The sequence below is a fragment of the Citricoccus muralis genome (assembly GCF_029637705.1).
Taxonomy (GTDB): Bacteria; Actinomycetota; Actinomycetes; order Actinomycetales; family Micrococcaceae; genus CmP2.
On sequence record NZ_CP121252.1, the window covers coordinates 2,519,034 to 2,544,772 of the forward strand.

Here is a 25,739-nt window from a genome sequence, read left to right on the forward strand (position 1 = left end):
CGACGGTGAACATGGCGACCTATCTCGCTGGGCAGCCGCCGCTGGACGCTCTCGAGCAGCTGGAGCAGTCCTGCCGGGCGAGGACCACCGAGATCAACTTGGGCGCCACCGCCCGAGAGTTCTTCGGTGAGAAAGCAGCTTTCGCCACCCACTGGCTGTACTGGTTGAACGGGCGATGCCTGCCATCGTCAATATCACCGCCATCGCCCTCTACATGATCTTCTCCGGCAAGGCTGAGCGCCCCGCCCTGGCCGCGCAGCCGGCCGGCGGCGAGGGCACCGAAGACGACGCCGACCAGACGCGCGTCTGACGCACCGGTGAACTCTGGCTAGACTGGGGGCACTATGTCGCGTTCTGCTTCAAGCACCCCGGACGACCCCGGTCAGCCAGAGTCCCCCACCCCCTCGGATCCCACGCAGCTGGTGCTGCGTCGGGCCCCGCGTCTCAGCGTCTTCCTTATCGGCGGCGCCCTGCTCGGGGTCATCGCGGCACTGATCCTCAACGGCACCCAAGAGCCTAACCCGGACTTCGTGGAGGAGTCCGCACTGGGCTTCTTCATGGTCACCCTAGCGGTGCCCGGTCTCGCCCTGGGTGCGCTGGCCTGGCTGTTGGTCGATCGCCGTTCAAAGAAACGCGCCCGCACCGTCTACGCCGAACCCACCACCGACTACGACAACGCCGATTTCGCCCTCGGCAGCACCGATCTCGACGAGCTGCGACGTCAGTCCCGAGAGCGCGACGCAGAGCAGTAACATAGGGAGTCGGACCCTATGTTCGTGTGGTCCGGCAGCATCAACAGCACTTCAGCAACCACCAGCACCCACAGCATCACAAGGAGCCACTCACGTGTGTGGAATCGTTGGCCATGTCTCGGCCGGTCCCGTAAACCAGCAGGTTTACGACTCTCTGCTCCTGGTCCAGCACCGCGGCCAGGACTCCACCGGCATCGCGACGGCGGATGGGCGCACCCTGCACCAGTCCAAGAAGTCCGGTCAGGTCCGCGAGGCCTACCGCACCCGTGACATGCGCGAACTGCTGGGAAACATCGGCCTCGGCCACGTCCGCTACGCCACCAAAGGCCACGCCACCAACCTGGACGAGGCGCAGCCGTTCTATGTGAACGCCCCCTACGGCATCGTGCTGGTGCACAACGGCAATCTCACCAACACCCGCGAGCTGACCCAGCAGATGCGCGAGCGTGATTTCCGCCATCTGAACTCTTCGTCCGACACCGAGCTGCTGCTCAACGTGCTGGCTTCCTCTCTGCAGGACAACGTGGGCAACCGTCACCTCGACGCCGACGCCATCTTCGAGGCCGTCACCAAGGTCCACTCCCGGATCCGCGGCGCCTACGGCGTCATTGCGCTGATCGCCGGCCACGGCCTGCTCGCCTTCCGCGACCCGCTGGGCATCCGCCCGCTGGTGCTCGGCCGCCGTCAGGTCACCGAGGAGATCGCCGAAGCAGCCCGCACCTATCGCGAGACCCACGGGCTCTCCGACGAACTGCCCGAGCAAGAATGGGTGGTCGCCTCCGAGTCCCTGGTGCTGGAGGCCGGCGGCTACGAGGTCGTCCGCGAGATCGCCCCCGGCGAGGCAGTCTTCATCGACGAGGCCGGACGCATGCAGTCCCAGCAGTGCGCCACCGACACCTCCCTGGTTCCCTGCGCCTTCGAGTACGTCTACCTGGCCCGCCCCGACTCGGTGATGAACGGCATCTCCGTCTACGAGGCCCGGCTGCGCATGGGCGAGAAACTCGCCCAGACCGTGCGCAAGCACGTTCCCGACGACGATTTCGACGTGGTCATGCCCATCCCCGATTCTGCTCGACCCGCCGCCCTGCAGGTAGCCCACACCCTGGGCAAGGAGTACCGCGAAGGTTTCTACAAGAACCGCTACGTCGGCCGCACCTTCATCATGCCCGGCCAAGAGGTCCGCCAGAAGTCGGTGCGACAGAAACTCAACGCCATGCGCTCCGAGTTCGAGGGCAAGAAGGTGCTGATCATCGACGACTCCATCGTCCGCGGCACCACCTCCAAACAGATCGTGGAGATGGCCTACGAAGCAGGCGCGGTGAAGGTCGCCTTCGCCTCCGCCGCTCCCCCGGTCCGCTACCCACACGTCTACGGCATCAACATGCCCAACGCCGAAGAACTCGTGGCCCATAACCGCAGCGTGGAGGACGTCCGCAAGATCCTCGGTTGCGACCACCTCGTCTACCTGGGCGTGGAGGACATGGCCGAGGCCATCATGGCCGACACCGACTGGGACGGCCTGGAGATGTCCTGCTTCACCGGAGAGTACGTGACCGGCGACGTCACCGAGGAATACCTGGAATTCGTCGCCGGCGATCAAGAGTCCTGAGCCCTTCCGAGAAGACTGACACGACCCCGCTGACGCAGACGCAGAAACCGAGGCACATCATGACGCAGCAACCAGATTCCGCCCCCATCACCTACGCCGGCGCCGGAGTCGACGTCGAAGCCGGCGACAAGGCCGTCGAGCTGATGAAAGAGGCCGTGAAGGCCACGCACTCCGCATCCGTCGTAGGCGGCTTCGGCGGCTTCGCCGGCATGTGGGATGCCTCTGCACTGACCCGCTACACCCAGCCGCTGCTGGCCACCTCCACCGACGGGGTGGGCACCAAGGTCGCCATCGCGCAGGCACTCGACATCCACGACACCATCGGCCAGGACCTGGTGGGCATGGTCGTCGACGACATCGTCGTCATCGGCGCCGAGCCGCTGTTCATGACCGATTACATCGCGTGCGGGAAGGTCGTTCCCGAGCGCATCGCCGACATCGTCCGCGGCATCGCCGAGGGCTGCCGCCTGGCCGGTACCGCCCTGGTGGGCGGGGAGACCGCCGAACACCCCGGCCTGCTGGGTGAGCACGAATACGACGTCGCCGGAGCCGCCACCGGCGCGGTCGAAGCCTCCGAGGTGCTGGGCCCGGAGCGAGTGCGCGCCGGCGACGCGGTCATTGCCATGGCCTCCTCCGGCATCCACTCCAACGGCTACTCCCTGGTGCGTCGCATCATCGCCGAACGCGACTGGGCGCTGGACCGCCAGGTCCCCGAGTTCGGCCGCACCCTGGGCGAGGAACTGCTCGTCCCCACCCGCATCTACTCCAGCGACTGCCTGGAGCTCACCCGTCACCTCAACGGCGACGCCCGCACCGGCGCCTCCGCCGCGGTCACCACCGCCTCCGGCGAACCCGCCATGCACGCCTTCTCCCACGTCACCGGCGGCGGGCTGGCGGCCAACCTGGCCCGCGTCCTGCCTCAGGGTCTGATGGCCACCGTGGACCGCACCACCTGGTCGCTGCCCCCAGTGTTCTCCGTGCTTGCCGAACTGGGACAGGTGCCCCAGCCCGATCTGGAGCGCACCCTGAACCTGGGTGTCGGCATGATCGCCGTCGTGGACGCCGAAGCAGCCGAGGAGACCCTGCGCTGGCTGAACGCCCGCGGGGTGGACTCCTGGCATTTGGGCACCGTCTCCGAGATCGACGCCGCCACCGCACCGACCACCAGTGTGGACTACGTGCAGGGTGCCAAGGGCGTCGACGGCGGGGCCGTGCTCATGACAGGCGCCTACGCAGGCTGATTCATCGTCCCGAACTCGTTCGGAGCGTTGTCAGCCCCAGCGGCTCACGATTGCATTGACGCGGGCCCGCGCCCAGTCAGCGCATATTCAGTCCCATCGGATCGACGCTCGACCAATTCGTAATCGACGAGGTAGCGGCGCAGTACGGCAACATCCTGGGAGAAAGGACGGAGCCTGTCGTTGACTTGACGTTCGGTCAGGACCTCGTCCGCAGTGAATACCTCGCTCGCCACCCAGGCCAGCAATTCACCTCGTTCTTCGAGGTTCGCGGGGTACTGCAGAATCCGCTTCCCGTCTACGAATCGCTCACGCCCCTGGCGCGTCGGGACATGCGTGGACTCGAGAACTTTTCGGAAGACATCCGGCACGAAGGCCTGTGTTTCCGGATCCACCATGCCGCTGTCTACCAGCGCTTTGGTCACTTTTCGCCGCTTCGACGGCGAGAGGTCAGCGATCGCAGACTCGACAGTCGCACCAAGCATGATTTCTGCCGCCACACGACGGGAGTCTGCATTGGCGAAAACGGAGATGAGGGGCCGCCACTGGTTTTGAGTATCCACGTCGGTTCGATCCTTGCTGCGCTATCTGGTCCCTTCGAATACTACGACGTGAAGCAATCGGCGATGTGAGCGCGGGGTCAGCGTGCGTGGTCGAACAGTTCCGATGAGAGATAGCGTTCGCCGGTGTCCGGAAGCACCGTCACAATGGTCTTGTTCGCGTTTTCGGGGCGGGCCGCCAGCTCGCGAGCTGCGGCGAGCGCCGCGCCCGAGGAAACCCCGACGATCAGGCCCTCTGTTGCGAGAGCCTCGCGGGCCACATCGAGCGCGTGATCTTGCTGCACGCCGATGATCTCATCGGCGATCTCGATCTCGAGCACCGGCGGGAAACCATTGCCGCCGATGATGCCCTGGATCTTGTGGGGCTGGAATTCGCCGCCCGCTAACACCGGTGCCTCCGCGGGTTCAACGGCAACCACGCGCACCTCGGGGTTCTGCGACTTCAGGTACCGGCCCGTGCCCGTCAGGGTACCGCCCGTGCCTACGGTGGCGACGAAGATGTCGACCTGGCCGCACGTATCGTGCCAGATCTCCGGGCCCGTGGTGCGCTCGTGCACCTCGGGATTCGCGTCGTTGCCGCCCTGCCCCGACAAGAACGCTCCGGGCAACGTGTCGAGAATGCGGCCGGCCTCCTCGTTGGCGCCAGCCATCGCCGTGTGGCCCGGCGTCAGCACCAGCTCGGCGCCGAGAGCCTTCAGTAGGGTGCGCCGTTCGAGCGAGACATCGTCGGGCATCACGATGATCACCCGGTAGCCTTTCACAGCACCGATCCAGGCGAGTGCGATTCCCGTGTTGCCGCTCGACGCCTCAAGGATGGTGCCGCCGGGTTGCAAACGCCCGTCCGCCTCTGCCGCCTCGATGATCGAGAGCGCGGTGCGGTCCTTCACGTTGGCCGCGGGATTCTGTGATTCGAGCTTCGCCAATACCCGCGCTCCGCCAGCGGGCACCACCCGGTTGATCTGCACCAAGGGGGTGCGCCCCACAAGTTCGGTGAGGTCCGCGGCGATTTTCGGCCGCGCGTGTTCTGACATGGTGATTCCCTACGTCTAGTTGTATGCGGTGGGGTTCGTGCGTCGGTGCAGCCCCAGCTTGAAGGAGACGCCCGCGGCCGCGAACACCGCGATCCCGAACACCCAGCCCGAGAGCGCCATCGCCTGTGTGCCCGAAAGCAGCACGCCAATGGTACAGCCCAGGCCGATCATCGAGCCCCAGCCGAGCAAGACGCCACCCAGCAGCGCGGTCGATGAGTTGAGCACGGTCGTGCGCTCGGCCTTCACGCGTCGCCCGAGCAGCGCCATGACGAGCGATGCCGAGAAAATGCCGAGAATGAGCCAGCCGTTCGTGGTGATCGTGTGCACCACAACAGCGACGCAGCCAGCGAGACGCTCGTCGAGGCCCGGCATGAAGCTCGGCAGCAAACCGTGGTCCGTCATCTGCGTGCGCGTGAGCGATGAGATCTGACTCGTAACGCCCAGCGGCTGATCCTTGTAGTAGGCGAGCACGGCGATGAGGCCGACCGCGGCGCCCGTCACGAGTGCCGGCCAGCGGGTGAAGAAGAGCGATCTGCGGATCTCGGTTCCATCGATCGTACGAGCGGGTCGGGCCTGCACCCGCGGGTTCCACTTCAGCAGCCAGATGCCGAGGCCCGCCAGCACCGCGAGCTGCAGCACTACGGAGACCGTGTAGCCGTTGCCCGACGGCAGCCACGGCACGGGCGCGCCGAGGATGAACGCTGAATAGATGACGTCCCACGACAAGAAGCCGGCACCGAAGCCGAGCACGACGCCGATGAGGGCCGGGATCGACCGCAGGTGGCCCTGGGGCAACCGGTAGAGGTGGCCTGCGATGCAGCCGCCCGAGATCACCATGCCGACGCCGAAGGCGAGGCCGGCAACGACGAGCGCGACCGAGACCGGCGCGATATGAGCGTCCTCCGGTATCTGGTTGCCGGTGGGGTTCGGGATCCGCATGCTGAAGATCACCGCATACCCCAGCGTGCCGACCGCGATCGAGACGAGCACCGCATACAGGCCGCGCGAGTTCCTGTTCTCGAAGAAGTCCCGGAAGATACAGAAGAAGCAGTAGCGGCCGCGTTCGAACAGGATACCGAGCCCCGCGCCGACCAGCAGGATGAAGGCTGCATTCTGGCCGCCGACGCCCTCGCCGCCGATGGCGGCGAGCCAGCTCGCGGTGCCTAAAAGCGCCGCGGCGACCGCCAGCGCGATGATGGTACGAATCGTATCGCCGCGCGTCCATCCCAGCGCGGCTTCGGCGGTCACCGAGGAGTCTGTTTCTTCAGTGACCGCCGAGGTGGTTGTTGTCGAGCAGGTCACGATTCGCTGGAACCCCAGAGACCTGCGCGCTGATCGGTGTTGTTCCCCACCGGCACGCCCACGCTGTTGCCCCACTCCGTCCACGAACCGTCGTAGACCTTCACATCGGCACCCAGGATCTGGCTCAGTGCGTACCACGTGTGAGAGGCACGCTCACCGATGCGGCAATAGGTGATGATCAGCTCGTCGAAGTCGACGCCCGCCTCTTCGTAGATGGCGCGGATTTCGTCGGCGGGCAGGAACTGTCCGGTCTCCTCGTCGACGATCGTGCTCCAGGTGACGTTGACGGCGCCGGGAATGTGGCCCCAGATCGTGGTCGCTTCTCCACCGAAGATCGCGGGGTCGACGCCGATGGCGCCGTCGTACTCGTCCTTGGATCGGATGTCGACCAGTGTGACGTCGGAACCACCGTCGTTGACGTTCTCCTCGGCGACGTCGAGCACCTCGGGCTGCAGAGCACGAATGTCGAGGTTCTGCGGCTGTGCGACCCAGTCACCCTGGGTCACCTGCGGCACTTCTTCGGTGAGCTCACGGCCGTCGAAGACCTCCCACTTGTGCAGTCCGCCGTCGAGCAGGCGCACGTCTTCGGCGCCGTAGAGGTTGAATACCCACGCACCGTAAGCGGCGAACCAGTTGCTGTTGTCGCCGTAGAGCACGATGGTGTCGCCCTCGTTGATGCCGAGGCTCTGGGCGAGCTCGGTGAACTCATCTTGCGTAATGAATTCGCGGGTGTTCGGCTGGGTGAAGCCTTCGCTCCAGTTCACGTACTGGGCCTGCGGAATGTGACCCTCCTGGTAAGGGGTCAGTTCGGACGATGCCAGGTGCTCCGAGATGTCGATGAGCACGATGCCCTGATCGGAGAGGGAACCCTCCTGCAGGCGCTCGTCGAGCCACTCGGTGCTCACCAGGACGTTCTCGAGGTTCTCCTCGCCGCCCTGGTGCACCTCGTCGTAACCGCGGTGTTCACCGACCACGGTGACGTCCGACACCGTCTGGGCCTGTTCACCTCCGCCGCCTGATGCGGCGGTCGTCGGGGAATCGCCGCTGCCGCCGACGCTGTTCACGATCACGCCACCGGCGACCGCCGCCACCGCCGCGACAGCAACGAAGGCCACGGGCAGCTGCCATGTGGGCTTGCCCTTCGTCCCTGTCTGGATGTTGTCTTTGTCTGCGCTCATGCTGGGATCGGTCCTCTCCGTGGTGCGTCGATTCGTGTGAGTGTCCCAGGAGTGTTTCCCAGCATTGCTGGTGAATTCGCCGCCTGAGGACGGTGTGAGATGTTGCGTGCACACCAATCTGTCAAGCTTCGAGGTTCCGCCCCAACCCTCGAGTAATTTGCCGACACGCTATTCCATTCAAGTCCCCCATCTCCGGCGGAATGACCACGTCCGGCACGAGTGGTATATGGAGTGGTCCTGTTGCGGCTCCCAGACCGTGGTCGGGTGCGGCCAGGTTCACCTGTCCCTCCACGCTCGGGGTCTCATCGATGAAACGGACCGCGCCGAGGACATCATCGACGTGGATCCAGCTGAACCGCCGATTCCCGCCAGTGCGGTGCCAGGGGCTGCGGCCGATAGTGCGTATTCGGTAGCAGCGGGACTCCAAGTCCCGTTTGAATGCGCCACCAATGAATCCAGACGCTCCGGCGATCACGGCCAGCGGAGTGCTCAAGGGTTCCCCCTTCCCCATCGCCCGAAGACCTCAGGCGCCCTCGGCTCGGCCGTGACGCCAGTAGCCCATGAATGCGATGGTCTTGCGGTCCACGCCGAGCTCCTTGACCAGGTGACGGCGTAGCCCGGTGATCACTCCGGCCTCACCCGCCAGCCAGGCATAGCGCTGAGCGGATCCGGCATCGGGGGACTCCCAGAGCAGGATGTTCTCATCCTCGACGAGCTCGGTGTCTTGACCGGCTGAGGCTGAATTCGCGCCCACGCTGGCCCTAGCATCCGCGTCTCGGTAGAACTCGGCTGCTGTTTGCTTCGCTGCGGCCGTCAATTTCTCTCCGTGCCCAGCACCGTTGCGCCCCAGCCACGTCAGGGTCATTCCGGAGGGAACCGTGACCTCGGCGTCCATCACGTCAGTGTCGGAGGGCACCTCGATCAGGGCGTGCCCGGTGTATCGCAGCCCGGGCTCGGCCTGCTCACGTTCGGCGAGCTGTGTCAGGATGGACAGAATCGCAGGCGCTGCGGTCTCGTCACCGGCCAGTAGCAGATCGGTGGCCTCACCCGGTTTGAAATCAATGCCGCCGTTGGTGGTGTCCGCGCGGGAATCCGGCCCGACGATGACGATCTCGTCACCGATCTGGGCGGTGGAGGCCCAGGCGGAGGCTGGTCCCTCGGTGCCGTGCAGCACGACGTCGACGTCCACCTCAGCCTGTTCCGGACGCACCTGGCGCACGGTGTAGGTGCGCATCGGATTCCGCTGGTCCTCTTCGAGTAGCCGCCAGGCTTGGTACCACTGCATCATGGTGGGCCGAGGGTCGGAGAACATGCCGATGTCGGTATAGGAGCCGTCGGCCAGCGGGAAGAGCAACTTGATGCGTTGATCGAGCCGATCGGTGCCGAAGTGCTGAACCTCGTCGCCGCTGAAGGTGAAGCGGACGAAGTGCTCGCTGAGGCTCTGGCGGGCAGCCACCTGCACGCGGTAAGCACGGGTGGAGGGGTAACTGTTGTTCGATGTGGTCACGCGGTCTCCTGGGACGTTGGTGGATGCGGCGGGCGGTCGGTGCGGTGGTGGCGGCCCATGGGCACCATGAGGGGCTGGTTCGACACCGGGTCGGTGATGATGAGCGAGTCCAAGCCGAACACGGACCGTACGCTCTGCGTGGTCAGCACCTCATGGGGTGTCCCGGCCGAGTGTACGGTGCCGTCGACAATCGCCATCAGGTGGTCGGCGTAGCGGGCCGCTATATTCAGGTCATGCAGCACCATCACCACGGTGGTACCCACGTTTTGGTTCAGTTCGGTGAGCAGGTCCAGCACCAAGGCGATCCAGACCCGCTGACGCTGGCCCCCGGAGAGCTCATCCACGGGCCGGTCCACCAGGCCGTGGGCGTGAGTGGCTTCCAGTGCGGCGGCCACCGGTCGCTCATCGGCCTCGGACAGCGGCTCGGCGCTGACGGTCTGGGAGAACTCTTCGGTGCCGTCGGAGGTCTCGGCCCCGGATTCCGGAGTCTCCAGACCCAGGTCGTTGAAGAACGCCGTGCGCGGATCATGGGTGGTGTAGAAGCTGACCTCGCTCAGGTCGGAGGAATTAACCTGGGTCAAAAACATCGCAGACTTGCCTTCGAGTTCGGGGTTCTCCTCCGCCGTCTCGGAGAGAGAGTCGTAGTCCTGCTGAGTCAGCCCCGAGTAGGCAACCAGGATGACGTCGGCGTCGTTGCCGGTGCCGCCGCATGCGGTCAGCGCTAATGCAGCAGCCACAGTCAGGGCAGTCAGCGGGGTTTCGAGGCGCCGTGGGAACACGCAGTGAACGCATTCGTCCCTCCAGTCTTCGCAGGCGTTCATGAGTCAACCCGTAATAGATCTGTCATGATTGCCTCAATTAGAGTAGGCAGATCTATGCGGACGCGCAATCGCGCAGTTCTGCGGCTCACTACCGCTGTTCGGACAGGTCAAGGCTGCTGCGGAAGGTACCCAGCGTCATGCCGGTGCACTCTTTGAATGCCGCACCGAAGGCGCTCACGGTGCGGTAACCGATGACCTCGGCGGCGCATTCGATGCCGTGGCCGTGTTCGATGCCGTGGCCGTGGGCGAGCAGGCGCACCGCGTGTTGGGCACGCACCGTCATACGCCAGCGGGAGAAGCCCAGTCCGGTCTGCTCGGTCAGCAGCCGGGTGACGGTGCGGGTGCTGATGCCCAGCAGCACAGACCACTCATGCAGGTCCCGCGGGATCACGTCAGGGTCTCCACCGCACCGGCGGCGTAGACGGTCAGACTGCGCACCTCGGTGGACCGGGTGCGGGTGACGCTCACGTCTCGAGCTGGCCGTGCAACCAGGTGACGGCGGGGGCCACCCGAGCACGCCACCGGTACTCGGCCTTGGCATCGGCTCGGGTGGGTCCGGCATTGATCAGTGCCACCGGTTTGCCCGCGCGCTGAGCGTCGAGCACGAAGCGGTAGCCGCTCATCACCGCCAGCGAGGAACCGATCACCAGCAGTCCGCCGGCGTCGTCGAGCAGTTCTGATGCGTGACGGCGGCGTTCTGGCGGAACAGATTCGCCGAAATACACGACGTCGGGCTTGAGCAAAAACGAGCCACAGTTTAGGCAGGCCACCATCTGAAAGTCGCCGATCAGCCCATCCGGCAGGCTGACATCGCCGTCGGGGTTCACGTCGAGGCGGTCCGACAGCGCGGCGTCAATGTAGCCGGGGTTGACCTCATCGAGCCGGGCGTCCAGGCCGTGCCGCGACTCCATGGCACCACAGTTCAGGCAGATCACCCGGTCGAGGTCCCCGTGCAGTGCGACGAGCGCCGCTGGATCGTGTTCGTGGCTGATCTGGCTGGCGGACGCCACCTCACGGGCCGCCTGGGCGTGCAGGCCGTCTACGTTCTGGGTGACGATCCCGGAGATCAGCCCGCAGGCGTTCCACTCGGCGAGAATGCGGTGAGTGTCGTTCGGTGCTGCCGCGACCATCTGGCGCCAGCCCACATAGGACCGGGCCCAGTACCGCTGGCGCGCCGCGGCGTCGAAACGGAACTCCTGGTAGGTCATCGGCCGGTGCCGACGCAGGGAACCCTGCGGGCCACGGTAATCGGGGATTCCCGAATCGGTGGACACTCCGGCCCCGGTGATGATCAGTGGCGACTGCCGCAAGACACCCAAGACACCCGGACGTGCGAGATGCTCGCCCTGGGGGCGAGCATCATCGTGAACGACCCGGTCAATGGAGCGCAGTGCGGCCTGGTGAGCCCGATGCGCTGGATGATCCGGTTCGATGTCAGCGAGTCCGATACGACGATGCGTCATCGTCGTCGGTCTCGTCATCGTAGACGTCGGCGTATTTGTCCGCGAGGTCAGAATAGTTGTCTTCCTCAGAGCCCGAGCGTTTGCCGGACAGCTCTGCCTCGAGGGCAGACAGATCGGTGGCAGGGGAGAAATACTTCATATCCCGTGCCTGCTTGGTAGCCTTTGCCTTCTGACGGCCGCGCCCCATGAGCGTGACCCCCTTCGCGGTCTCATGTCCCCGGCGGCAGCGATCATGATCGGCTGGCGCGGAGGTGTGCTTCTACAGGTTGGTTCGTGCTCACTAGGTTAACATGTTTGTCAGGACTTCGTCGCATAGCCACCGGGTTCTGGGGCTCGGACGTGCCCGCTTCAGGGCGGATTTCCCGGACAGCGGAATCTTCCGCCCGTCTGCGGTGCACTCACACCCCGGAACCGTGGCACGATAGGGCGAACGACGACGCAGCACCAGCAATCCACGAGCAACCATCAGAAGGACAGTCGAGCGACGATGACGCAGCCACCCGACGAGAACGTCGAAGGTCCCGCCGAGACGACCCCCGAGGATCCCTTCACCGTGTCCGATGAGGCACCGCAGACCTCGGTGCTCGCCGATACCGAGCGCAAGAAGTCGCGCCGCGATGTGCGCCGTCGTCGCCAGAACCGCAACCGCTGGCTCACCACCGGTGCCCTGCTCGTTGTGATCGTGGTGATCGGCCTCGTGGTGGTGCCGTGGGTGAGCTCGATGCTCAACTCAGACTCCAACGAGGAGACCCCGACCGCCACCGAACGGAACGAGAATCCGGGTCTTGACGGCATTATCGCCACCGGGTTGCCGCCCGAGGACTTCGAGCCGGGCGACTGCCTCACCGATTTCACCTCCACCCAGGATCCGGCCACCGTCATCGAATGCGATCAGCCCCACGAGGCGGAACTGGTGGGACGCCAAACTTTTGCCGACGCCGACGCCTACCCGGGCACTGACCAGATGCGTGCCGCCGCCGAAGAATTCTGCGGCTCCATCCAGTTGACCGGCACCGCCGACGCCCCCGTAGTGATCCAGGTGACCAACCCCTCCGAAGGCTCCTGGGGCGAAGGCGACCGCCGGGTGGACTGCCTGGCTACCACCACCGAAGGCCAGCTCACCGGCACCCTGGTAGAGAACCCGGTGGTCGACAACACCGGTTCGGCTTCCGGCGAGGAATCGCCCGAAACTGACGCCGAGGCCGACACCGACGAGGGCTAGATCCAGCCCTGCTCCCAGGCGTGCTGGGATGCTTCAGCGCGGGTGCTCACGCCCAGCTGCTGCATGGCGGAGGAAAGGTAGTTCCGCACGGTTCCCGGAGCCAGATTCAACTGCTGGGCGATCTGTGCCACCGAGGTGGCGTTGCGTCCGGCGCGCAGCACATCCAGCTCCCGGCCGGTCAGTGGGCACCGCGCGGCGGTCAGTGCGGTGGCGGCGATCTCGGGGTCGACGTAGCGCCGTCCCGCCATCACTTCGCGGATCACTCCAGCCAGCCGCTCGGCCGGCGTGGATTTCGGCACGAATCCGGCGACCTTCTCGGCCAGCGCGCGGCGCAGCACTCCGGGTCGGGCGTGGCGGGTGCAGATGATGACCTTGGTCGCTACGGAGGCGGCGATCTCGCGGGCGGCATCCACCCCGTCAAGCTCGGGCATTTCCAGATCGAGCACGCACACATCCGGAGTCAGCCGCACCGCAGCGGCGACCGCAGCACGGCCGTCGGCAACGCCGGGCAGGATCTCCAGGTCCTCCTCCAGCCCCAGCAGCGTCTCCATGGCAGTGCGGATCATGGTCTCGTCGTCGGCGATCATCACACGGATCATCTGAAGTCCTTCGGTCATGGCAGCGGCACCGCCGCAATCAGTCGGAATCGGGAGCCATCACGTTCATGGGTCACGGAACCGCCGGCCTCCCGGAAACGGGTGTCCAGTCCGGCAAGTCCGGTGCCCTGCTGTCCCGAGGAGTTCTCCGCACCACCGGGTTCGACGCCGTCGTTGATGATCTCCAGGCGCTGCACGTCGTCCACACTCCAGCGCAGCGACACCTCGGCGGCGGAGGAATGGCGCAGGATATTGGTGGTGGCCTCGCGCACGGCCAGGCCCATCAGCCGGTCGTGTTGCTCGGAGACCGTCCCTGGGCCGGTCTCGACGTCGATGGTGGTCGCAATACCCGCCGCTTCGAGAACATCGCGGGCGTTATCCAGCTCCTCGCGCAGGGACACCACCCGCAGGTCCCGCACCAGCTGACGCGTCTCCTGCTGGGCCTGCTCGGCCAGGGCGCGCACGTCTCGGATAGCCTCCTGCGCGGCGGTCTGCGCGTGGGGGCTCGAGGACGACAGCATCCGGTCGGCCAGTTCTGCCTGCAGGGCGATCACCTGCAGGTGGTGGCCCTGAATGTCATGCAGGTCGGAGGCGAAACGTAGCCGCTCGCGGGCCACGGCCAGCTGACCGCTCGCGGTGCGCGCCGCATCGAGATCAACGACGACGCGCCACCACCATGCTGAGAAAACGATGCTCGGGGGCAGCAGGACCAGCAGGATCACCACGGTGGTGAATGGCTGGCCCGAGCCCAACACCATCGACGTATCCGGGTTGAGCCAGCCGTGCCCGAGCACCAGGACGGTGCCGACGAGGAAGACGACCAGCCGCTGCCGCAACCGCAGCAGGGGCAACAGCACGCTGATCAGGATCCACAGCGGTAGCGCCCCATAAAATGCGGCACCGGGGAGGGCCACCGTGACCGCCCAGCACACCACGGGCACGGAGAACATCGCCAGCGTGGCGGGCCACGGCGTCCAGCCGGTGCCGTAGTTCTCCCGCATCAGCCAACTCGCGTACACCACCGCCGGGATGGTCCCCAGACACAGCGCGAGGCTGACCACGAGCAGCCCGATGGAGGCCTCCGCCTCCTGCATCATCACGCCCAGCACCAGTGCGGAGATCCCCAGCATCGCCAGGGCCAGAGCGAGCACCGAGACAAAGGTGTACCACCAGGTGACGGTCACCCCGCGGGCGCGGGTCAGCGGCAGATTCACCCGGAAGTCATCGTCGAACCCTTCCCCAGAGGCAGCGCTCACTGGCAACTGGCCGGTGGGGCGGTGGGCAGGCTGCGGCTGGGAGGTGGTCACGGTGCCAGTGTAGGACCATGACAGTTGTCACTGTCTGCGTGCACCGATGTCATACGATCCGGTGACACCACGGCACTACCTGGCGGACGTGCACCGCGGAAGACTGAGAACATGAACTTCATCGACAGCTTGCAGAACTTCGTCCTCTCCCTGCCCGAGGCCATCCAGTTCCTCGGTGTCTCCCTGGTGGCGATGATCCCCTTCATCGAAAACTACGGCGCGGTGGTGGTCGGATCCGTCGCCGGGGTCCCCGTGTGGGTTGCCGTACTCATGGCGATCATCGGCAACCTCGCCGTCGTCGCGGTGCTCACCCTCATCGCCTCCGGCACCCGTGAAGCCATCGTTGCGCGGAGCTCTTCCGGCTCATCAGCTGGCGGCACCGTAGAGTCTTCGCCCCGCCAAGATAATGTGCGCCGGCTTTTCGATCGTTATGGGGTCCCCGGTGTCACCCTGCTAGGCATGCTGGTGGTGCCCACCCATGTCATCGCTCCGACCCTGGTATCCTTCGGCTCACCCAAGACGGTCGTATTGGTCTGGCAGGCCATCTCCATCACCCTCTACGCCGTCGTCGCCGGGTTGCTCGTCAACGGGCTGATCAACCTCGCCGGTTTCTAAACAGCTGACAGCAATCACCCGCCACACCGCAGCGGGGCTGACCCTTCATTGGGTCAGCCCCGCTGTGCGTCAGATCAGCGTCACCGCTGGGAGGTGATGGTCAGGCCGTCGGCGTCCTCGGCGCTGTCGCGGTCCACCCGCACGGTGTCGCCGTCTTGGACGTCCCCGCGCAGCAGCGCCTTGGCCAGCTGGTCGCCGATTTCGCGCTGGATCAGGCGGCGCAACGGCCGGGCACCATAAGCCGGATCGTAGCCAGTGAGTGCCAGCCATTCCTTCGCAGCGTCTGTGACGTCCAGAGAAAGCCGGCGCTCAGCGAGCCGTTCGGCCAGCACTTGGACCTGCAGATCCACAATCCGGGTGAGGTCTTCCACCCCGAGCGGCTCGAAATGGATGATGTCATCCAACCGGTTCAGGAACTCCGGCTTGAACGCGGACCTCACCACCTGATCCACCGCTTCGGTCTTCTCCTCTGCGGAGAGGTTCGGGTCCACCAGGAACTGCGAGCCCAGGTTCGAGGTCAAGATCAGGATCACGTTGCGGAAGTCCACGGTGCGGCCCTGCCCATCGGTGAGCCGACCGTCGTCGAGCACCTGCAGCAGAATGTCGAAGACCTCCGGGTGAGCCTTCTCCACCTCGTCGAGCAGAATCACCGAGTAGGGACGACGGCGCACGGCTTCGGTGAGCTGACCGCCCTCGTCGTAGCCGACGTAGCCGGGAGGGGCACCCACCAGCCGGGAGACGGAGTGCTTCTCCGCGTATTCGGACATGTCGATGCGTACCATGGCGTGATCGTCGTCGAAGAGAAACTCCGCCAGCGACTTGGCCAGCTCGGTTTTACCCACACCGGTGGGACCAAGGAACAGGAACGAACCGATCGGCCGGTTCGGGTCCGCGATTCCGGCCCGCGAGCGCCGCACCGCGTCCGACACCGACTGCACAGCAGCGCGCTGACCGATGAGCCGATGACCCAGCTCGTCTTCCATGCGCAGCAACTTCTCCTGCTCGGAGGTGAGCATTCGTCCGGCCGGAATACCGGTCCACGCGGAGATCACCTCGGCGATGTCCTGCGCGGAAACCTCTTCGGAGACCATGGTCGCGGTCTTGGGCCCCTGAGACTCGGCTTCCTCTTGAGCGGCGAGCTGCTGCTCCAGAGTGGGGATCTCGCCGTAGAGGATGCGAGACGCCTCGGCCAGGTCGCCGTTGCGCTGGGCTTTCTCTGCCTCAGAGCGTAGCTCGTCGAGCTTAGCGCGCAGATCACCGGCCCGGTTGAGCTGGGACTTCTCCTCTTCCCACTGGGCCTTGAGCGCGGACAGTTCTTCCTTACGGTCCGCCAACTCTTCGCGTAGTGCGGCCAGACGTTCCACGGAGGCGGCGTCGGTCTCGTTCTCCAACGCTAGTTCCTCCATGGTGAGACGATCGACAGCGCGGCGCAGCTGATCAATTTCCTCGGGAGCCGAGTCGATCTCCATGCGCAGCCGGGATGCAGCCTCATCCACCAGGTCAATGGCTTTATCCGGTAGCTGACGCCCGGAAATGTAGCGGTTGGAGAGATTCGCGGCAGCCACCAGCGCGGCATCGGTGATCGCCACCTTATGGTGTGCCTCGTAACGCTCCTTCAATCCGCGCAGAATGGCGACGGTGTCATCCACCGAAGGCTCGCCCACGTAGACCTGCTGGAAGCGGCGCTCCAGGGCTGGGTCCTTCTCGATGTTCTCGCGATACTCATCCAGGGTGGTAGCACCGATGAGCCGTAGCTCGCCGCGAGCCAGCATGGGCTTAAGCATATTGCCCGCGTCCATCGACCCATCGGATGACCCGCCCGCCCCGACCACGGTGTGGATCTCGTCGATAAAGGTGACGATCTGTCCATCGGAGCGCTTGATTTCCTCGAGCACCGCCTTGAGACGTTCCTCGAACTCACCGCGGTATTTGGCGCCGGCCACCATGGCACTCAGGTCCAGGGAGATCAGTGTCTTGCCACGCAGCGATTCTGGGACGTCGCCGGCCACCATGCGCTGGGCGAGGCCCTCGACGACAGCGGTCTTGCCGACGCCGGGCTCACCAATGAGCACGGGGTTGTTTTTAGTGCGCCGCGAGAGTACCTGCACCACCCGCCGGATTTCGGCGTCACGGCCGATCACCGGGTCGAGCTTGCCGGAGCGGGCCACCTCGGTCAGATCGGTACCGTACTGTTCCAATGCTTGGAAGGTTCCCTCGGGATCTGGGCTGGTGACGCGGGTATCTCCGCGCACAGACGTGACCGCAGCCTTGAGAGCCTCCAGCGTGGCGCCGGCATCTCGTAGTGCCTGTCCGGCTGCACCGGAGTCGGCGGTCAGACCAAGCAGCAGGTGCTCGGTAGATACATACTGATCCCCCATCTCTTGGGCCTGGGCTTGTGCGGCCTGCACCACCTGAAGCCCAGTACGCGAAAGTTTCGCCTGGGCGACGGAGTCACCCGAGGTAGCAGGCAACGACTTGATGGCGGTCGATGCGGCGGTGGAGATGACGTCGGGGTCGACACCGGCGGCTTTCAATACGCCCACGGCCACCGATCCTCGTTGATCCATGACTGCTTTAAGCAGGTGGACCGGCTCGATCTGCGGGTTACCCGCAGTGGAAGCGTTCATCGCCGCGGCGGAGAGCGCCTCCTGAGATTTCGTGGTGAACTGTGCGTCCATCACCGCTCCTTTCGTCCCAGCCTCCCAGGGCTGATCAATGCTGGATACTCTTACTTGAGTCTACTTAACTCAACCTTGTCGACGCGACACTTATTCCAGTCCGAAAAGCCGGCCTCACCGGCCAGTCTGCCGCATTACTTCCCCACGAGACTTTTCATCCATTAAAGTCAGAGGAAACTTTCAGGCGCGGCAAGTTACCCACAGTATGATTACTCAAACGCGAAAACCCTCAATCACCCCCTACGCTGGTGCTCTGAATCGTTCCAACAACGTTCTTATCAAAGCATCGATCATCGCGAGTAGGGGAGTTTTGACCGCCACTGGGTGAGCGACTCCAGGTCTTTGTCTTTCGCGGGATACGTCCGACGCCGCTGATATGGCACCAGGCCGCCTCGAAGGGAACCCATGGCCGTCTTCAGACCACGACCCCGCACCATCATCGGCGCAGGAGCAGTGACCACCGTGATTGCTCCCTCGCCGTGCTCGCCCCGGGGTCCGCTGACCTTGCGGACGTCGCCGACCCGGAGTTCAACCTCGACGTCTACGACTTCGCTCTCGTGATCGATGAGGACACCACCCTGGGGACCTGCACGACCACACCACTGAGCGCAGAGACAACGGCGTCTTTGGTCTGCACCCTGGAGAAGGAGGCCTACCTCACTCAGCACGACAACATTTGGGCCATGGCAGACGCGTTCATGCAGGCATGGCAGCAGACTGATGAAGAGTCGGTGACCTTCGCCACCACACGCGGGATGATCGGGGTGCCACTGCCCGGCGGTATCGGCCCCCGGGAATCTCGCCGAAGCGGGAGACGGCGTCCAAGGACGGCTGGACCGGCTCGAACCGCACCGAAGCGTTCTGGCGCGTGTTCATCCCCGGTTCTCTGGTGGAGGGCGCAGATCCCGTCACCATCGTCGATCAGATCCCCGAGGGGCTGAGCCACTGGGAGGACTCGGTACGCATCACTTCGCTGCCGGATACGCAGGAGGGCTGGGGCAAGTTCCAGGCCAATGATGGACAGGCCGTTGACCCGGACCGTTACGAGGTCTCGAGCTCGGGCAACGAGCTGAGTATCGATCTACAACCAACGCCGAGCTGCAGTCACGCGGTTCCGGCACAGCTGGTGGCGATCTGATCCCGACCGAGCCTCCGGAACCGACCGAGCCCACCGAGTCAACGGAAGCCTCGGTGTCCGAAACCTCCGGCGAGTGCACTCCCCCGGAACTACCTCGGCCGCCGCAGAGGCCCCCCACCACGGATGCGCCGTCCACACCCCCACTGTTTTAAGTGGCTGAGTGCGAGGCGTCAGAAACCGCTAGGAATCCGTCGGCGACGGGCTCGTCGCACTCGATGACGGGGTCGCGCTCGACGATTCTTCGTCGCCGAAAGCGTCCTCGAGTCGATTGATCTGCTCGGTGAACAGCGTCTCCGCCTCAGCTTCGCTGATTCCCGTGGCCGCAATGTAAACGTGGTGGTTGCCCGCAGTCCCGCCACCGGTGTGGAGCGTCTCCACCTCGCCTGAACCGTCATCCACGCTCAGCTGGAACGCATCCAGATCGCCCAGCTGAGTGAAGGTGGCCGTCGAACCTTCCAGCTCATCGCTGTCCACCGAGTCGCACGCGCCCGGGATCCGGGAGTACACCGACATCGGGTCGACATCATCCGCTGTCTCGATCACCATGGTCTCGATGACGACCGAGGACTCGGCATCCGCGTCCGACGCGTCACCCTCCGACTCCGTGCTCTCCGGCGTCGGCTCATCGTCAGATGCGGCCGCTTCATAGTGGCCGGTCACGCCGATCAGCGCCTGGGTGCTGAACGCATTAAGCTCCGCCAGCAGATCCGCACACTGGCCCGTGGTGGTGAACTCGCTCAGCGAGAAATACATGGTGAAGGGCTGGTTCTCATACGACTCCACGCTGAGGTTCAGCTCGCCAGGCAGGGCCTCATCACCGGTGGTCAGCAACACACCGGCCAACTCGTCCACGCTGGCCTGCGGCGCCACACTGGCCGATGAGGACGCCGACTCGGAGGGAGATTCGGACGGGCTCCCCGACGGTTCCGGGGAGGGCTCAACGGTGCACGACGTCAACGTCAGGCCGGCTGTGAGGAGCAAGAGTGCGGGAGCCGTCGTCAGCGCGCGCGTGCGGGAATCTGCCATGACCTTCACAGTAGTCTGCTCCGCCAAATCCCTTCAACCGAGCCCACCTCGCTCAGGTCGAGCTTCCGTTGCCAGCACACGGACGGACGGTACGCTCGAAGCTATGAGTTCTGCCCCGAAACGACGACGACGGCGTTTCTCGCGGCGCACCTACGCTGCACCCCGAGCGTCGGTGATCTACGTGCTGCGCCGCACCTGGATGCGACTCATCGAGATGCAGGTGTGGGACGTCGCCGGAACCATGACCTTCTACGCCATGCTCTCAGTGCTGCCCGCCCTGGTCTCCATTGTCTCGCTCGTTTCGCTGCTGGGATTGCAGTCGGAGACCGTAGAAGCCGCGGCCGAGCTGATCCACGAGCTCGTGCCCACCATGGAGCCGGCTGCTATCAGTTCGGCCGTGCTGGCGCTGGGCAACACCGGCGGCGGGGTACTTGGCCTGGTTGTTGGACTGCTGGGGTCGCTGTACTCGGCGTCGAATGTGTTGGCCGCATTCCACCGGGCGATGCACCGCCTGTACGACACCCGTGAGGGGCGCCCGCTGCTGTTGTTCCGCGCCCGAGTCCTGCTGGAGACCATCGGGGTCATGCTGGTGGCTATTGCCGTGCTGCTGCTGATCACCGTCGGCGGCGAGTTCTCCGAACGCCTCGGTACCATGCTGGGCTTCACCACCGAAACTGTGGCCACCTGGAACACCGTGAAATGGTGGGTGATTCTCGCGGTACTCATCATCGGGGTCTCCACCGCCTACTATTCCACCCCCAACGTGAAGCTGCCCCGCTACCGGCTCGTCACCGCTGGTGGCGCCTTCACCGTGCTGGTGCTGTTCTTCGCCCTGCGCACCGTGGGCTGGCTACTGGACTCGGTCGGCTCTTTCTCGCAGATCCTCACCACCCTGAACGGGGTGATCGTCATCATCCTGATGACCTGGATCGCCACCATGGTGCTCATCGCCGGGGCGGCCTGGGACGCCGAGGTACTGCGCGCCCGCCAGCTCGCCGCCGGACTGCCCGCCTGGGACACCTTGCAGCTGCGCACGGTACACACCCGCGTTCTGAAGAAGCTGGACCGACAGGCCGCCGATGAATACCGCGTGGGCCGGATCATCGCCAGGGCGGCCAACACCGGAGAACCCGTCACCACGGTGAAAACCAGCCGACTCACCGAATCCGGCTCGCTGTTCGCCCTGAATGCGGGCAACCACCGCCTGACCACAGGCACCCCCTACGTGCGCGAAACGTTCCTCTCTCGCCACGCAGAACTCGCCGCGGCCGCCGAAGCCGCAGAAGCCGACAGCGACACGGGGGAATCTGATGCGGAAGAAATGGCCCAAGACCTCCCCGAACGAAAGGACCGTGCATGACCACCGACCCGGCCCCGCACTACTTCCCCGATGAGCGTTCGATGCGCGAGCGCATGGAATCCGGGGACGTCTATTTGGCAGCCAGCGACGAGCTGGGCTCCGCCTCGGCTCGAGCTCAGCGGCTCACCGAAACATACAACGCCACCTCCATCGACGACGGCGCCACCCGCACCGAGCTGTTGCGCGACCTGCTCGGTGAGGTCGGCGAGCAGGTGGAGATCCGCCCACCCTTCAATGTTGACTACGGGCGCTACATTCGTATCGGGGCCCGCACCTTCGCCAATTTCGGGCTGCTGGCTCTCGACGTCGCGCCCATCACCATCGGCGCCGACGTGCAGATCGGTCCGCGCGTGCAACTGGTGACTGCCTCGCACCCAGTGGAGGCCGGACCGCGTCGGGCCAAGTGGGAGTCCGGTGAGCCGATCGTCATCGGCGATAATGTGTGGTTGGGCGCTGGCGTGGTGGTCGGCCCGGGCGTGACCATCGGCGAGAACACGGTGGTCGGTGCCGGGGCTGTAGTCACCCGGGATCTGCCCGCCAATGTGATCGCCGTCGGGGTGCCAGCCCGGCCTATCAAGCCGCTGCCCGCTGATCCGGAGGCCGGATACTCCACGGTGGCTCTCGGTCCGGAGCCGGAGTCCGCCGAGTCGCCGGAAGCAGTAGTCGCGCCGGAGCCCGCAACCACCGGAAACGCCTGGACGCGTGCAGTCACCGCGGACCCGGGGCACTCCCAGCGCTATGCGGAACGCTGGCGGCGACTAGCAGCAGAGGGCTTCGACGTCGACGGCGAGGCCCGGCTGATCGACGCGATGGCCGAGCGCGAATCCCGCATTCTCGATGCCGGTTGCGGCACCGGCCGCACCGGAGGGTACCTGGCCGAGGCGGGGCACAGCGTGGTCGGTGTGGATGTGGATCCGCACCTGGTTGAGGTGGCCCGTACCGATTTCCCCGACGCCACCTGGTTCACCGGCGACCTGGAAAATCTGGAGTCTTCGCTCTCGGATGAGGCCCGCGAAACGCTGGCAGAGCCGTTCGATCTGGCGGTCAGCGCCGGCAACGTATTCGGATTCCTGGCCCCGGCCGGCCGGCGTCCGGCGCTACGCAGCATCCGGGAGCTGCTGGTCGATTCGGGCCGTGTGGTGATCGGCTTCGGCGCCGGTCGCGGCTACACCTTCACCGAGTTTTTCGCCGACGCCGCAGCCGAGGGTTTCACGGTGGACGCCCGGTACTCCACCTGGACGTTGCAGCCCTTCACCGAGGAGTCCGATTTCCTGGTGGCCGTGCTGCGCCGCTGACCCGGACAAGCAGACAACAAGACAGCTAGACAGTCAGCAATAGCACGACGCCGGACCCCTGCAACGGGATCCGGCGTCGTCGTGTGTAGTGCTTGCTACAGAATCGCGAGGCTTACTTGCCCTTGCGCTGAGCTTTCAGGTCCTTGCGGGCCTTACGCAGGGCGTCGACCTGCTCCTCGCGGGCCTGGTTGATGGCGTCCACGCGATCGGCAGCAGCCTCCTGAATGGCCTCCACCTTCTCGCTCTTGGCGTCCGAGATCTTGCGGGCACGCTTGGCGGCGGCTTTGCGCTTACTGGCCTTGCGGTTCACCAGCGAGTCCAGGGTGACAGCCACGCCGGCGCCCAGCATGATGACATCCTTGGCCACCGAGGTGCCCTCCTGCGAGGGACGCACGCCGTCGTCCTCGGTCATCTCCGGGGTGTTGAGGTACATGTTGACCAGGCCTGCGGAGAAGGCGCTCAACGCGGTACCGGCCACCCAGCCTGGAACCACTGGCAGCAGCAGGGCCGCGCCCACGCCGATCTCGCTGTAGGTCAGGAAGCGGCGGAACGTGGCAGCGTCCATGTCCTTGACGGCGGGCAGACCCTTCTCGGCCATCTGGCGCAGACCTTCGGCCTGCTCGTCGGTCAGGTTGCGCTTGTTCAGGCCCGAATTCAGCACGAACGCGCCGGTGGTCAGGCGCAGCGGGATCTGGACGATGCTCATGAGAGTCCTTCCGATGGGATCAGTTTCGACACCACTCTATAGTCACTCCCCCGTCCTCTGTCAGCCCTGGCCGCCCGCACGGGTCCTGTCGTACCCAGAATCCGGCACGCTCACAACGCGAGAATTCCCCGCACCACCGTGACAGCCGCGCCCACGCCCGCCAGCACGACGGCGAGGATCCGAGCCCGCTCGGCCTGCACGTGTCGGGACAGCACGGTGCCGAGCACAATCCCGACGACGACGCCGAGGCCCACCAGCGCGAAAAACCACCACGGCGGTAGCACCTCCACGACCGCCGCGCCGAGCAGCAGCTTGATCGCCACCGAAAACACCCCGAAGAGGAAGAACACCGGCTGCATGGTGGCGGCGAAGGCCCGTTGCGGCCACCGGGACACCTGGGCGAAAATGACCATCGCCGGCATCGCTACTCCGGCCACCGTGTTCAGGAATCCGCCGACGACGCCGGCTGAGAGTGCGGGCACCGGGCCGGTCCACTCGGGCAGCCGCGGCAGGGAGAACGTCATCACCAGGGTCAGCAACACCACCGCACCCACCACGATCTGCAACCACGCGGCAGGCAGCTCGGCCACGAGCGTCGCGCCCACGAGTGCGCCGAGCACCCCGATGGGCGCCAGCTGGCTCAGCCGTTTCCAGTCGATCCCTGCCCACACGGTGGTCATGATCAGCAACGCGGACACAATACTGGTGGCGTTGGTCAGCAGCACCCCGGCCACCGGGCCGAACAGCAGCACCATCACCGGGGTGACCACCAGGCCGACCCCCGCGCCGGAGACGCGCTGCAGGCAGGCGCCCACGAGTCCGGCGGCGACCGCTGCCAGCACCATCCACGTTTCCACGATCGCCACTCTAGCGGGGCGAGGCTTGTCCATCCCCACCGAACTCTGGGTAAGCTGAGAATATGCGCACCACCGCCTGGGCTTCGGCCGGACCGTTGCTGGGTGCGGCCGTGCTGATCCTGACGGCCTGCGGTGACGATTCCTTCGGTGAGGTTCCCTTGTCCGCGAGGTACAAAGCGCACGGGATCGAACCGCCCGAGGATCGGGTGTTCCGGCCAAGCCAGCTCATCGTCGATGACCCGGACGGCGCCGTGGAGTTTCGCCACATCCCTGGCGAGAACGGCGCCGGCGTCGAGATCCACCACCTTCGTTGCGACGACGACGAAGCCCTGGCTGCCAAAACGGAACAGAACGGCATCTACCAGCCCTCCGGCTGGCCCCGGGACTGGGACGGAACCGGAGAGATGCCGGACCCCTACTGCCACCCCGACTATCTAGAAGTCGGCGAGTGGATTCACCTGGAGGCCTTCTCCGCTGCATGGGAAGGACGTGAAACCTCCACGCTCGCCGATATTGGCCAGTCGCAGGAGTCGATCAATCAAGGCCTCTGGGATCAGTCCCGCGCCCGAGCACTCTGGACGCCCTAATCCGGCGGTTCAGCCACGATTCAGCTTTATTCGTCACAATGGAGCAATGCTTCCCTCGATCTCATCGTTGTCTGCTGCGGCGCACGTGCCCCTGACCGCCGTTGCGCCCACAGACCAGGCGGACGTGTCCTACGGGTGGCTCGGCGACGCCGTCGTCGCCGTCATGGAAGCCATCGGGCCCATCGGGGTCGGCCTGGCGGTACTCATCGAGAACATCTTCCCGCCCATCCCCTCGGAGCTGTTCCTGGCCCTGGCCGGCTTCACTGCCGCGTCTGGCGCGTTCACCGTGTGGGAGGCCGTGCTCTGGGCCACGGTTGGTTCGGTGGTGGGCGCGGCCCTGCTCTACGGTTTGGGCGCCTGGTTCGGGCGGCGTCGGCTGTATCGCGCGGCGGATTGGCTGCCGCTGGTGGATATTGACGACGTCGAAAAAACCGAGCGCTGGTTCCTCCGCTTCGGCTACTGGACCGTGTTCGTGGGGCGCATGGTGCCCATTTTCCGCTCGCTGATCTCCATCCCCGCCGGGGTGGAGCGCATGCACATGGGGCTGTTCCTACTGCTGACCACGGTGGGCTCGGGCATCTGGAACACCCTCTTTATCGGTGGTGGCTTCCTGCTGGGCGAAAATTTCCACCTCATCTCCGACTACGCCGACGTGTTCTCCAATGTGATCCTCGGACTGGTCGTGGCCGCGATCGTGGTGTGGATGACGCTACGGGTGCTGCGCAATCGCCGGCGCGCCCAGGATCCGAACTACCAGCCGCCCAGCGCCGACGAGGCCGCCCGCCGCATCGACGCCCTGGTCCAGCACGGCCCCGGCCGCAAGTAGAGTCAATGCGGGCCTGACATGGGCTTCACAGGCCTTGATCCCAGGTCGAGGTGGCCCGGAACACT

The 25,739-nt window shown here is 65.4% G+C and carries 26 protein-coding genes; 11 read left to right on the forward strand and 15 right to left on the reverse strand.

Features of this window, described 5'->3' with window-relative positions; all coding sequences use genetic code 11:
• Nucleotides 1–175: 175 nt before the first annotated feature.
• From P8192_RS11550 to purM, 4 genes are all read left to right on the forward strand, one after another.
• Complete coding sequence (locus P8192_RS11550; protein ID WP_278157188.1) at nucleotides 176–310, forward strand: hypothetical protein; 135 nt, start codon at nucleotides 176–178, stop codon at nucleotides 308–310.
• 34 nt (nucleotides 311–344) lie between these two features.
• A complete protein-coding gene (locus tag P8192_RS11555) occupies nucleotides 345–752 on the forward strand; it encodes a hypothetical protein (protein WP_278157189.1) in 408 nt (135 codons plus the stop codon).
• Between the two features lie 94 nt (nucleotides 753–846).
• Entirely contained in the window at nucleotides 847–2,361 is a 1,515-nt protein-coding gene (gene purF / locus P8192_RS11560; RefSeq protein WP_278157190.1) for an amidophosphoribosyltransferase, read from the forward strand.
• A 59-nt stretch (nucleotides 2,362–2,420) separates the two neighbouring features.
• Nucleotides 2,421–3,602 carry a phosphoribosylformylglycinamidine cyclo-ligase gene (gene purM, locus P8192_RS11565; RefSeq protein WP_278157191.1) on the forward strand — a complete coding sequence of 394 codons (1,182 nt, stop codon included), beginning with the start codon at nucleotides 2,421–2,423 and terminating at the stop codon, nucleotides 3,600–3,602.
• A gap of 44 nt (nucleotides 3,603–3,646) precedes the next feature.
• Here purM and P8192_RS11570 read toward each other — a convergent pair whose 3' ends face one another.
• From P8192_RS11570 to P8192_RS11610, 9 genes are all read right to left on the reverse strand, one after another.
• Nucleotides 3,647–4,099 carry a DUF2087 domain-containing protein gene (locus P8192_RS11570; RefSeq protein WP_278157192.1) on the reverse strand — a complete coding sequence of 151 codons (453 nt, stop codon included), beginning with the start codon at nucleotides 4,097–4,099 and terminating at the stop codon, nucleotides 3,647–3,649.
• Between the two features lie 140 nt (nucleotides 4,100–4,239).
• Complete coding sequence (cysK, locus tag P8192_RS11575) at nucleotides 4,240–5,190, reverse strand: cysteine synthase A (protein ID WP_278157193.1); 951 nt, start codon at nucleotides 5,188–5,190, stop codon at nucleotides 4,240–4,242.
• 15 nt (nucleotides 5,191–5,205) lie between these two features.
• A complete protein-coding gene (locus P8192_RS11580; protein ID WP_278157194.1) occupies nucleotides 5,206–6,438 on the reverse strand; it encodes a YeeE/YedE family protein in 1,233 nt (410 codons plus the stop codon).
• A 50-nt stretch (nucleotides 6,439–6,488) separates the two neighbouring features.
• A complete protein-coding gene (locus P8192_RS11585) occupies nucleotides 6,489–7,670 on the reverse strand; it encodes a sulfurtransferase (RefSeq protein ID WP_278157195.1) in 1,182 nt (393 codons plus the stop codon).
• Nucleotides 7,671–8,193: 523 nt separating this feature from the next.
• Nucleotides 8,194–9,177, reverse strand: a complete 984-nt coding sequence (locus P8192_RS11590; protein WP_278157196.1) for a siderophore-interacting protein — start codon at nucleotides 9,175–9,177, stop codon at nucleotides 8,194–8,196.
• Nucleotides 9,174–9,956, reverse strand: coding sequence for an ABC transporter ATP-binding protein (locus P8192_RS11595; protein ID WP_278157197.1), 783 nt, complete (start codon nucleotides 9,954–9,956; stop codon nucleotides 9,174–9,176). The genes P8192_RS11590 and P8192_RS11595 overlap by 4 nt, the downstream gene beginning before the upstream one ends.
• Nucleotides 9,957–10,086: 130 nt before the next feature.
• Nucleotides 10,087–10,389, reverse strand: coding sequence for a helix-turn-helix domain-containing protein (locus P8192_RS11600; RefSeq protein WP_278157198.1), 303 nt, complete (start codon nucleotides 10,387–10,389; stop codon nucleotides 10,087–10,089).
• A 73-nt stretch (nucleotides 10,390–10,462) separates the two neighbouring features.
• A complete protein-coding gene (locus P8192_RS11605) occupies nucleotides 10,463–11,461 on the reverse strand; it encodes a Sir2 family NAD-dependent protein deacetylase (protein ID WP_278157199.1) in 999 nt (332 codons plus the stop codon).
• Nucleotides 11,433–11,648, reverse strand: coding sequence for a DUF3073 domain-containing protein (locus P8192_RS11610; protein WP_270107312.1), 216 nt, complete (start codon nucleotides 11,646–11,648; stop codon nucleotides 11,433–11,435). Before P8192_RS11610 ends, P8192_RS11605 begins: the two co-directional genes overlap by 29 nt.
• A 300-nt stretch (nucleotides 11,649–11,948) precedes the next feature.
• On the opposite strand from P8192_RS11610, the gene P8192_RS11615 reads away from it, so the two are divergent.
• The gene (locus P8192_RS11615; RefSeq protein WP_278157200.1) at nucleotides 11,949–12,683 is read left to right on the forward strand and encodes a septum formation family protein; all 735 of its coding nucleotides are present in this window, start codon (nucleotides 11,949–11,951) and stop codon (nucleotides 12,681–12,683) included.
• On the opposite strand, the gene P8192_RS11620 is transcribed toward P8192_RS11615, so the two are convergent.
• Entirely contained in the window at nucleotides 12,680–13,282 is a 603-nt protein-coding gene (locus tag P8192_RS11620) for a response regulator transcription factor (RefSeq protein WP_278159813.1), read from the reverse strand. The two genes, P8192_RS11615 and P8192_RS11620, sit on opposite strands and share 4 nt — an antisense overlap.
• Nucleotides 13,283–13,296: 14 nt before the next feature.
• On the reverse strand, nucleotides 13,297–14,586 hold the full coding sequence (locus P8192_RS11625) for a sensor histidine kinase (RefSeq protein ID WP_278157201.1): 1,290 nt from the start codon (nucleotides 14,584–14,586) through the stop codon (nucleotides 13,297–13,299).
• Nucleotides 14,587–14,697: 111 nt separating this feature from the next.
• On the opposite strand from P8192_RS11625, the gene P8192_RS11630 reads away from it, so the two are divergent.
• Nucleotides 14,698–15,201 (forward strand): hypothetical protein, encoded by a 504-nt coding sequence (locus P8192_RS11630; protein ID WP_278157202.1) that lies wholly within the window; start codon nucleotides 14,698–14,700, stop codon nucleotides 15,199–15,201.
• Between the two features lie 80 nt (nucleotides 15,202–15,281).
• Here P8192_RS11630 and clpB read toward each other — a convergent pair whose 3' ends face one another.
• Nucleotides 15,282–17,879 (reverse strand): ATP-dependent chaperone ClpB, encoded by a 2,598-nt coding sequence (gene clpB, locus P8192_RS11635; RefSeq protein WP_278157203.1) that lies wholly within the window; start codon nucleotides 17,877–17,879, stop codon nucleotides 15,282–15,284.
• 868 nt (nucleotides 17,880–18,747) lie between these two features.
• Between clpB and P8192_RS11640 the strand changes: the two genes are divergently transcribed.
• Nucleotides 18,748–19,017: a hypothetical protein gene (locus P8192_RS11640; protein WP_278157204.1), complete on the forward strand. Its 270-nt coding sequence runs from the start codon at nucleotides 18,748–18,750 to the stop codon at nucleotides 19,015–19,017.
• Nucleotides 19,018–19,197: 180 nt separating this feature from the next.
• On the opposite strand, the gene P8192_RS11645 is transcribed toward P8192_RS11640, so the two are convergent.
• Nucleotides 19,198–20,043 carry a hypothetical protein gene (locus P8192_RS11645; RefSeq protein ID WP_278157205.1) on the reverse strand — a complete coding sequence of 282 codons (846 nt, stop codon included), beginning with the start codon at nucleotides 20,041–20,043 and terminating at the stop codon, nucleotides 19,198–19,200.
• Nucleotides 20,044–20,146: 103 nt separating this feature from the next.
• Here P8192_RS11645 and P8192_RS11650 point away from each other — a divergent pair, with 103 nt between their 5' ends.
• Together P8192_RS11650 and P8192_RS14465 are read left to right on the forward strand one after the other, a co-directional pair.
• Entirely contained in the window at nucleotides 20,147–21,403 is a 1,257-nt protein-coding gene (locus P8192_RS11650) for a YihY/virulence factor BrkB family protein (RefSeq protein ID WP_278157206.1), read from the forward strand.
• Nucleotides 21,400–22,698 carry a methyltransferase domain-containing protein gene (locus P8192_RS14465; protein WP_347403408.1) on the forward strand — a complete coding sequence of 433 codons (1,299 nt, stop codon included), beginning with the start codon at nucleotides 21,400–21,402 and terminating at the stop codon, nucleotides 22,696–22,698. The genes P8192_RS11650 and P8192_RS14465 overlap by 4 nt, the downstream gene beginning before the upstream one ends.
• A 112-nt stretch (nucleotides 22,699–22,810) precedes the next feature.
• On the opposite strand, the gene P8192_RS11665 is transcribed toward P8192_RS14465, so the two are convergent.
• Together P8192_RS11665 and P8192_RS11670 are read right to left on the reverse strand one after the other, a co-directional pair.
• On the reverse strand, nucleotides 22,811–23,404 hold the full coding sequence (locus P8192_RS11665; protein ID WP_278157207.1) for a hypothetical protein: 594 nt from the start codon (nucleotides 23,402–23,404) through the stop codon (nucleotides 22,811–22,813).
• 110 nt (nucleotides 23,405–23,514) lie between these two features.
• Complete coding sequence (locus P8192_RS11670; protein ID WP_278157208.1) at nucleotides 23,515–24,261, reverse strand: sulfite exporter TauE/SafE family protein; 747 nt, start codon at nucleotides 24,259–24,261, stop codon at nucleotides 23,515–23,517.
• Between the two features lie 62 nt (nucleotides 24,262–24,323).
• Between P8192_RS11670 and P8192_RS11675 the strand changes: the two genes are divergently transcribed.
• On the forward strand, nucleotides 24,324–24,848 hold the full coding sequence (locus P8192_RS11675) for a hypothetical protein (protein WP_278157209.1): 525 nt from the start codon (nucleotides 24,324–24,326) through the stop codon (nucleotides 24,846–24,848).
• 46 nt (nucleotides 24,849–24,894) lie between these two features.
• On the forward strand, nucleotides 24,895–25,674 hold the full coding sequence (locus P8192_RS11680) for a DedA family protein (RefSeq protein ID WP_278157210.1): 780 nt from the start codon (nucleotides 24,895–24,897) through the stop codon (nucleotides 25,672–25,674).
• Nucleotides 25,675–25,739 lie beyond the last annotated feature (65 nt).

Bases quoted from the DNA above. Each gene is read 5' to 3' on its own strand.
- cysK (WP_278157193.1), bottom strand. From the start codon at position 5,190: ATGTCAGAACACGCGCGGCCGAAAATCGCCGCGGACCTCACCGAACTT.
- P8192_RS11555 (WP_278157189.1), top strand. From the start codon at position 345: ATGTCGCGTTCTGCTTCAAGCACCCCGGACGACCCCGGTCAGCCAGAG.
- P8192_RS14465 (WP_347403408.1), top strand. From the start codon at position 21,400: ATGACCACCGACCCGGCCCCGCACTACTTCCCCGATGAGCGTTCGATG.
- P8192_RS11675 (WP_278157209.1), top strand. From the start codon at position 24,324: ATGCGCACCACCGCCTGGGCTTCGGCCGGACCGTTGCTGGGTGCGGCC.
- P8192_RS11605 (WP_278157199.1), bottom strand. From the start codon at position 11,461: ATGACGCATCGTCGTATCGGACTCGCTGACATCGAACCGGATCATCCA.
- clpB (WP_278157203.1), bottom strand. From the start codon at position 17,879: ATGGACGCACAGTTCACCACGAAATCTCAGGAGGCGCTCTCCGCCGCG.
- P8192_RS11650 (WP_278157206.1), top strand. From the start codon at position 20,147: ATGAGTTCTGCCCCGAAACGACGACGACGGCGTTTCTCGCGGCGCACC.
- purM (WP_278157191.1), top strand. From the start codon at position 2,421: ATGACGCAGCAACCAGATTCCGCCCCCATCACCTACGCCGGCGCCGGA.
- P8192_RS11585 (WP_278157195.1), bottom strand. From the start codon at position 7,670: ATGAGCGCAGACAAAGACAACATCCAGACAGGGACGAAGGGCAAGCCC.
- P8192_RS11550 (WP_278157188.1), top strand. From the start codon at position 176: ATGCCTGCCATCGTCAATATCACCGCCATCGCCCTCTACATGATCTTC.
- P8192_RS11615 (WP_278157200.1), top strand. From the start codon at position 11,949: ATGACGCAGCCACCCGACGAGAACGTCGAAGGTCCCGCCGAGACGACC.
- P8192_RS11665 (WP_278157207.1), bottom strand. From the start codon at position 23,404: ATGAGCATCGTCCAGATCCCGCTGCGCCTGACCACCGGCGCGTTCGTG.
- P8192_RS11620 (WP_278159813.1), bottom strand. From the start codon at position 13,282: ATGATCCGTGTGATGATCGCCGACGACGAGACCATGATCCGCACTGCC.
- P8192_RS11610 (WP_270107312.1), bottom strand. From the start codon at position 11,648: ATGGGGCGCGGCCGTCAGAAGGCAAAGGCTACCAAGCAGGCACGGGAT.
- P8192_RS11645 (WP_278157205.1), bottom strand. From the start codon at position 20,043: ATGGCAGATTCCCGCACGCGCGCGCTGACGACGGCTCCCGCACTCTTG.
- P8192_RS11630 (WP_278157202.1), top strand. From the start codon at position 14,698: ATGAACTTCATCGACAGCTTGCAGAACTTCGTCCTCTCCCTGCCCGAG.
- P8192_RS11680 (WP_278157210.1), top strand. From the start codon at position 24,895: ATGCTTCCCTCGATCTCATCGTTGTCTGCTGCGGCGCACGTGCCCCTG.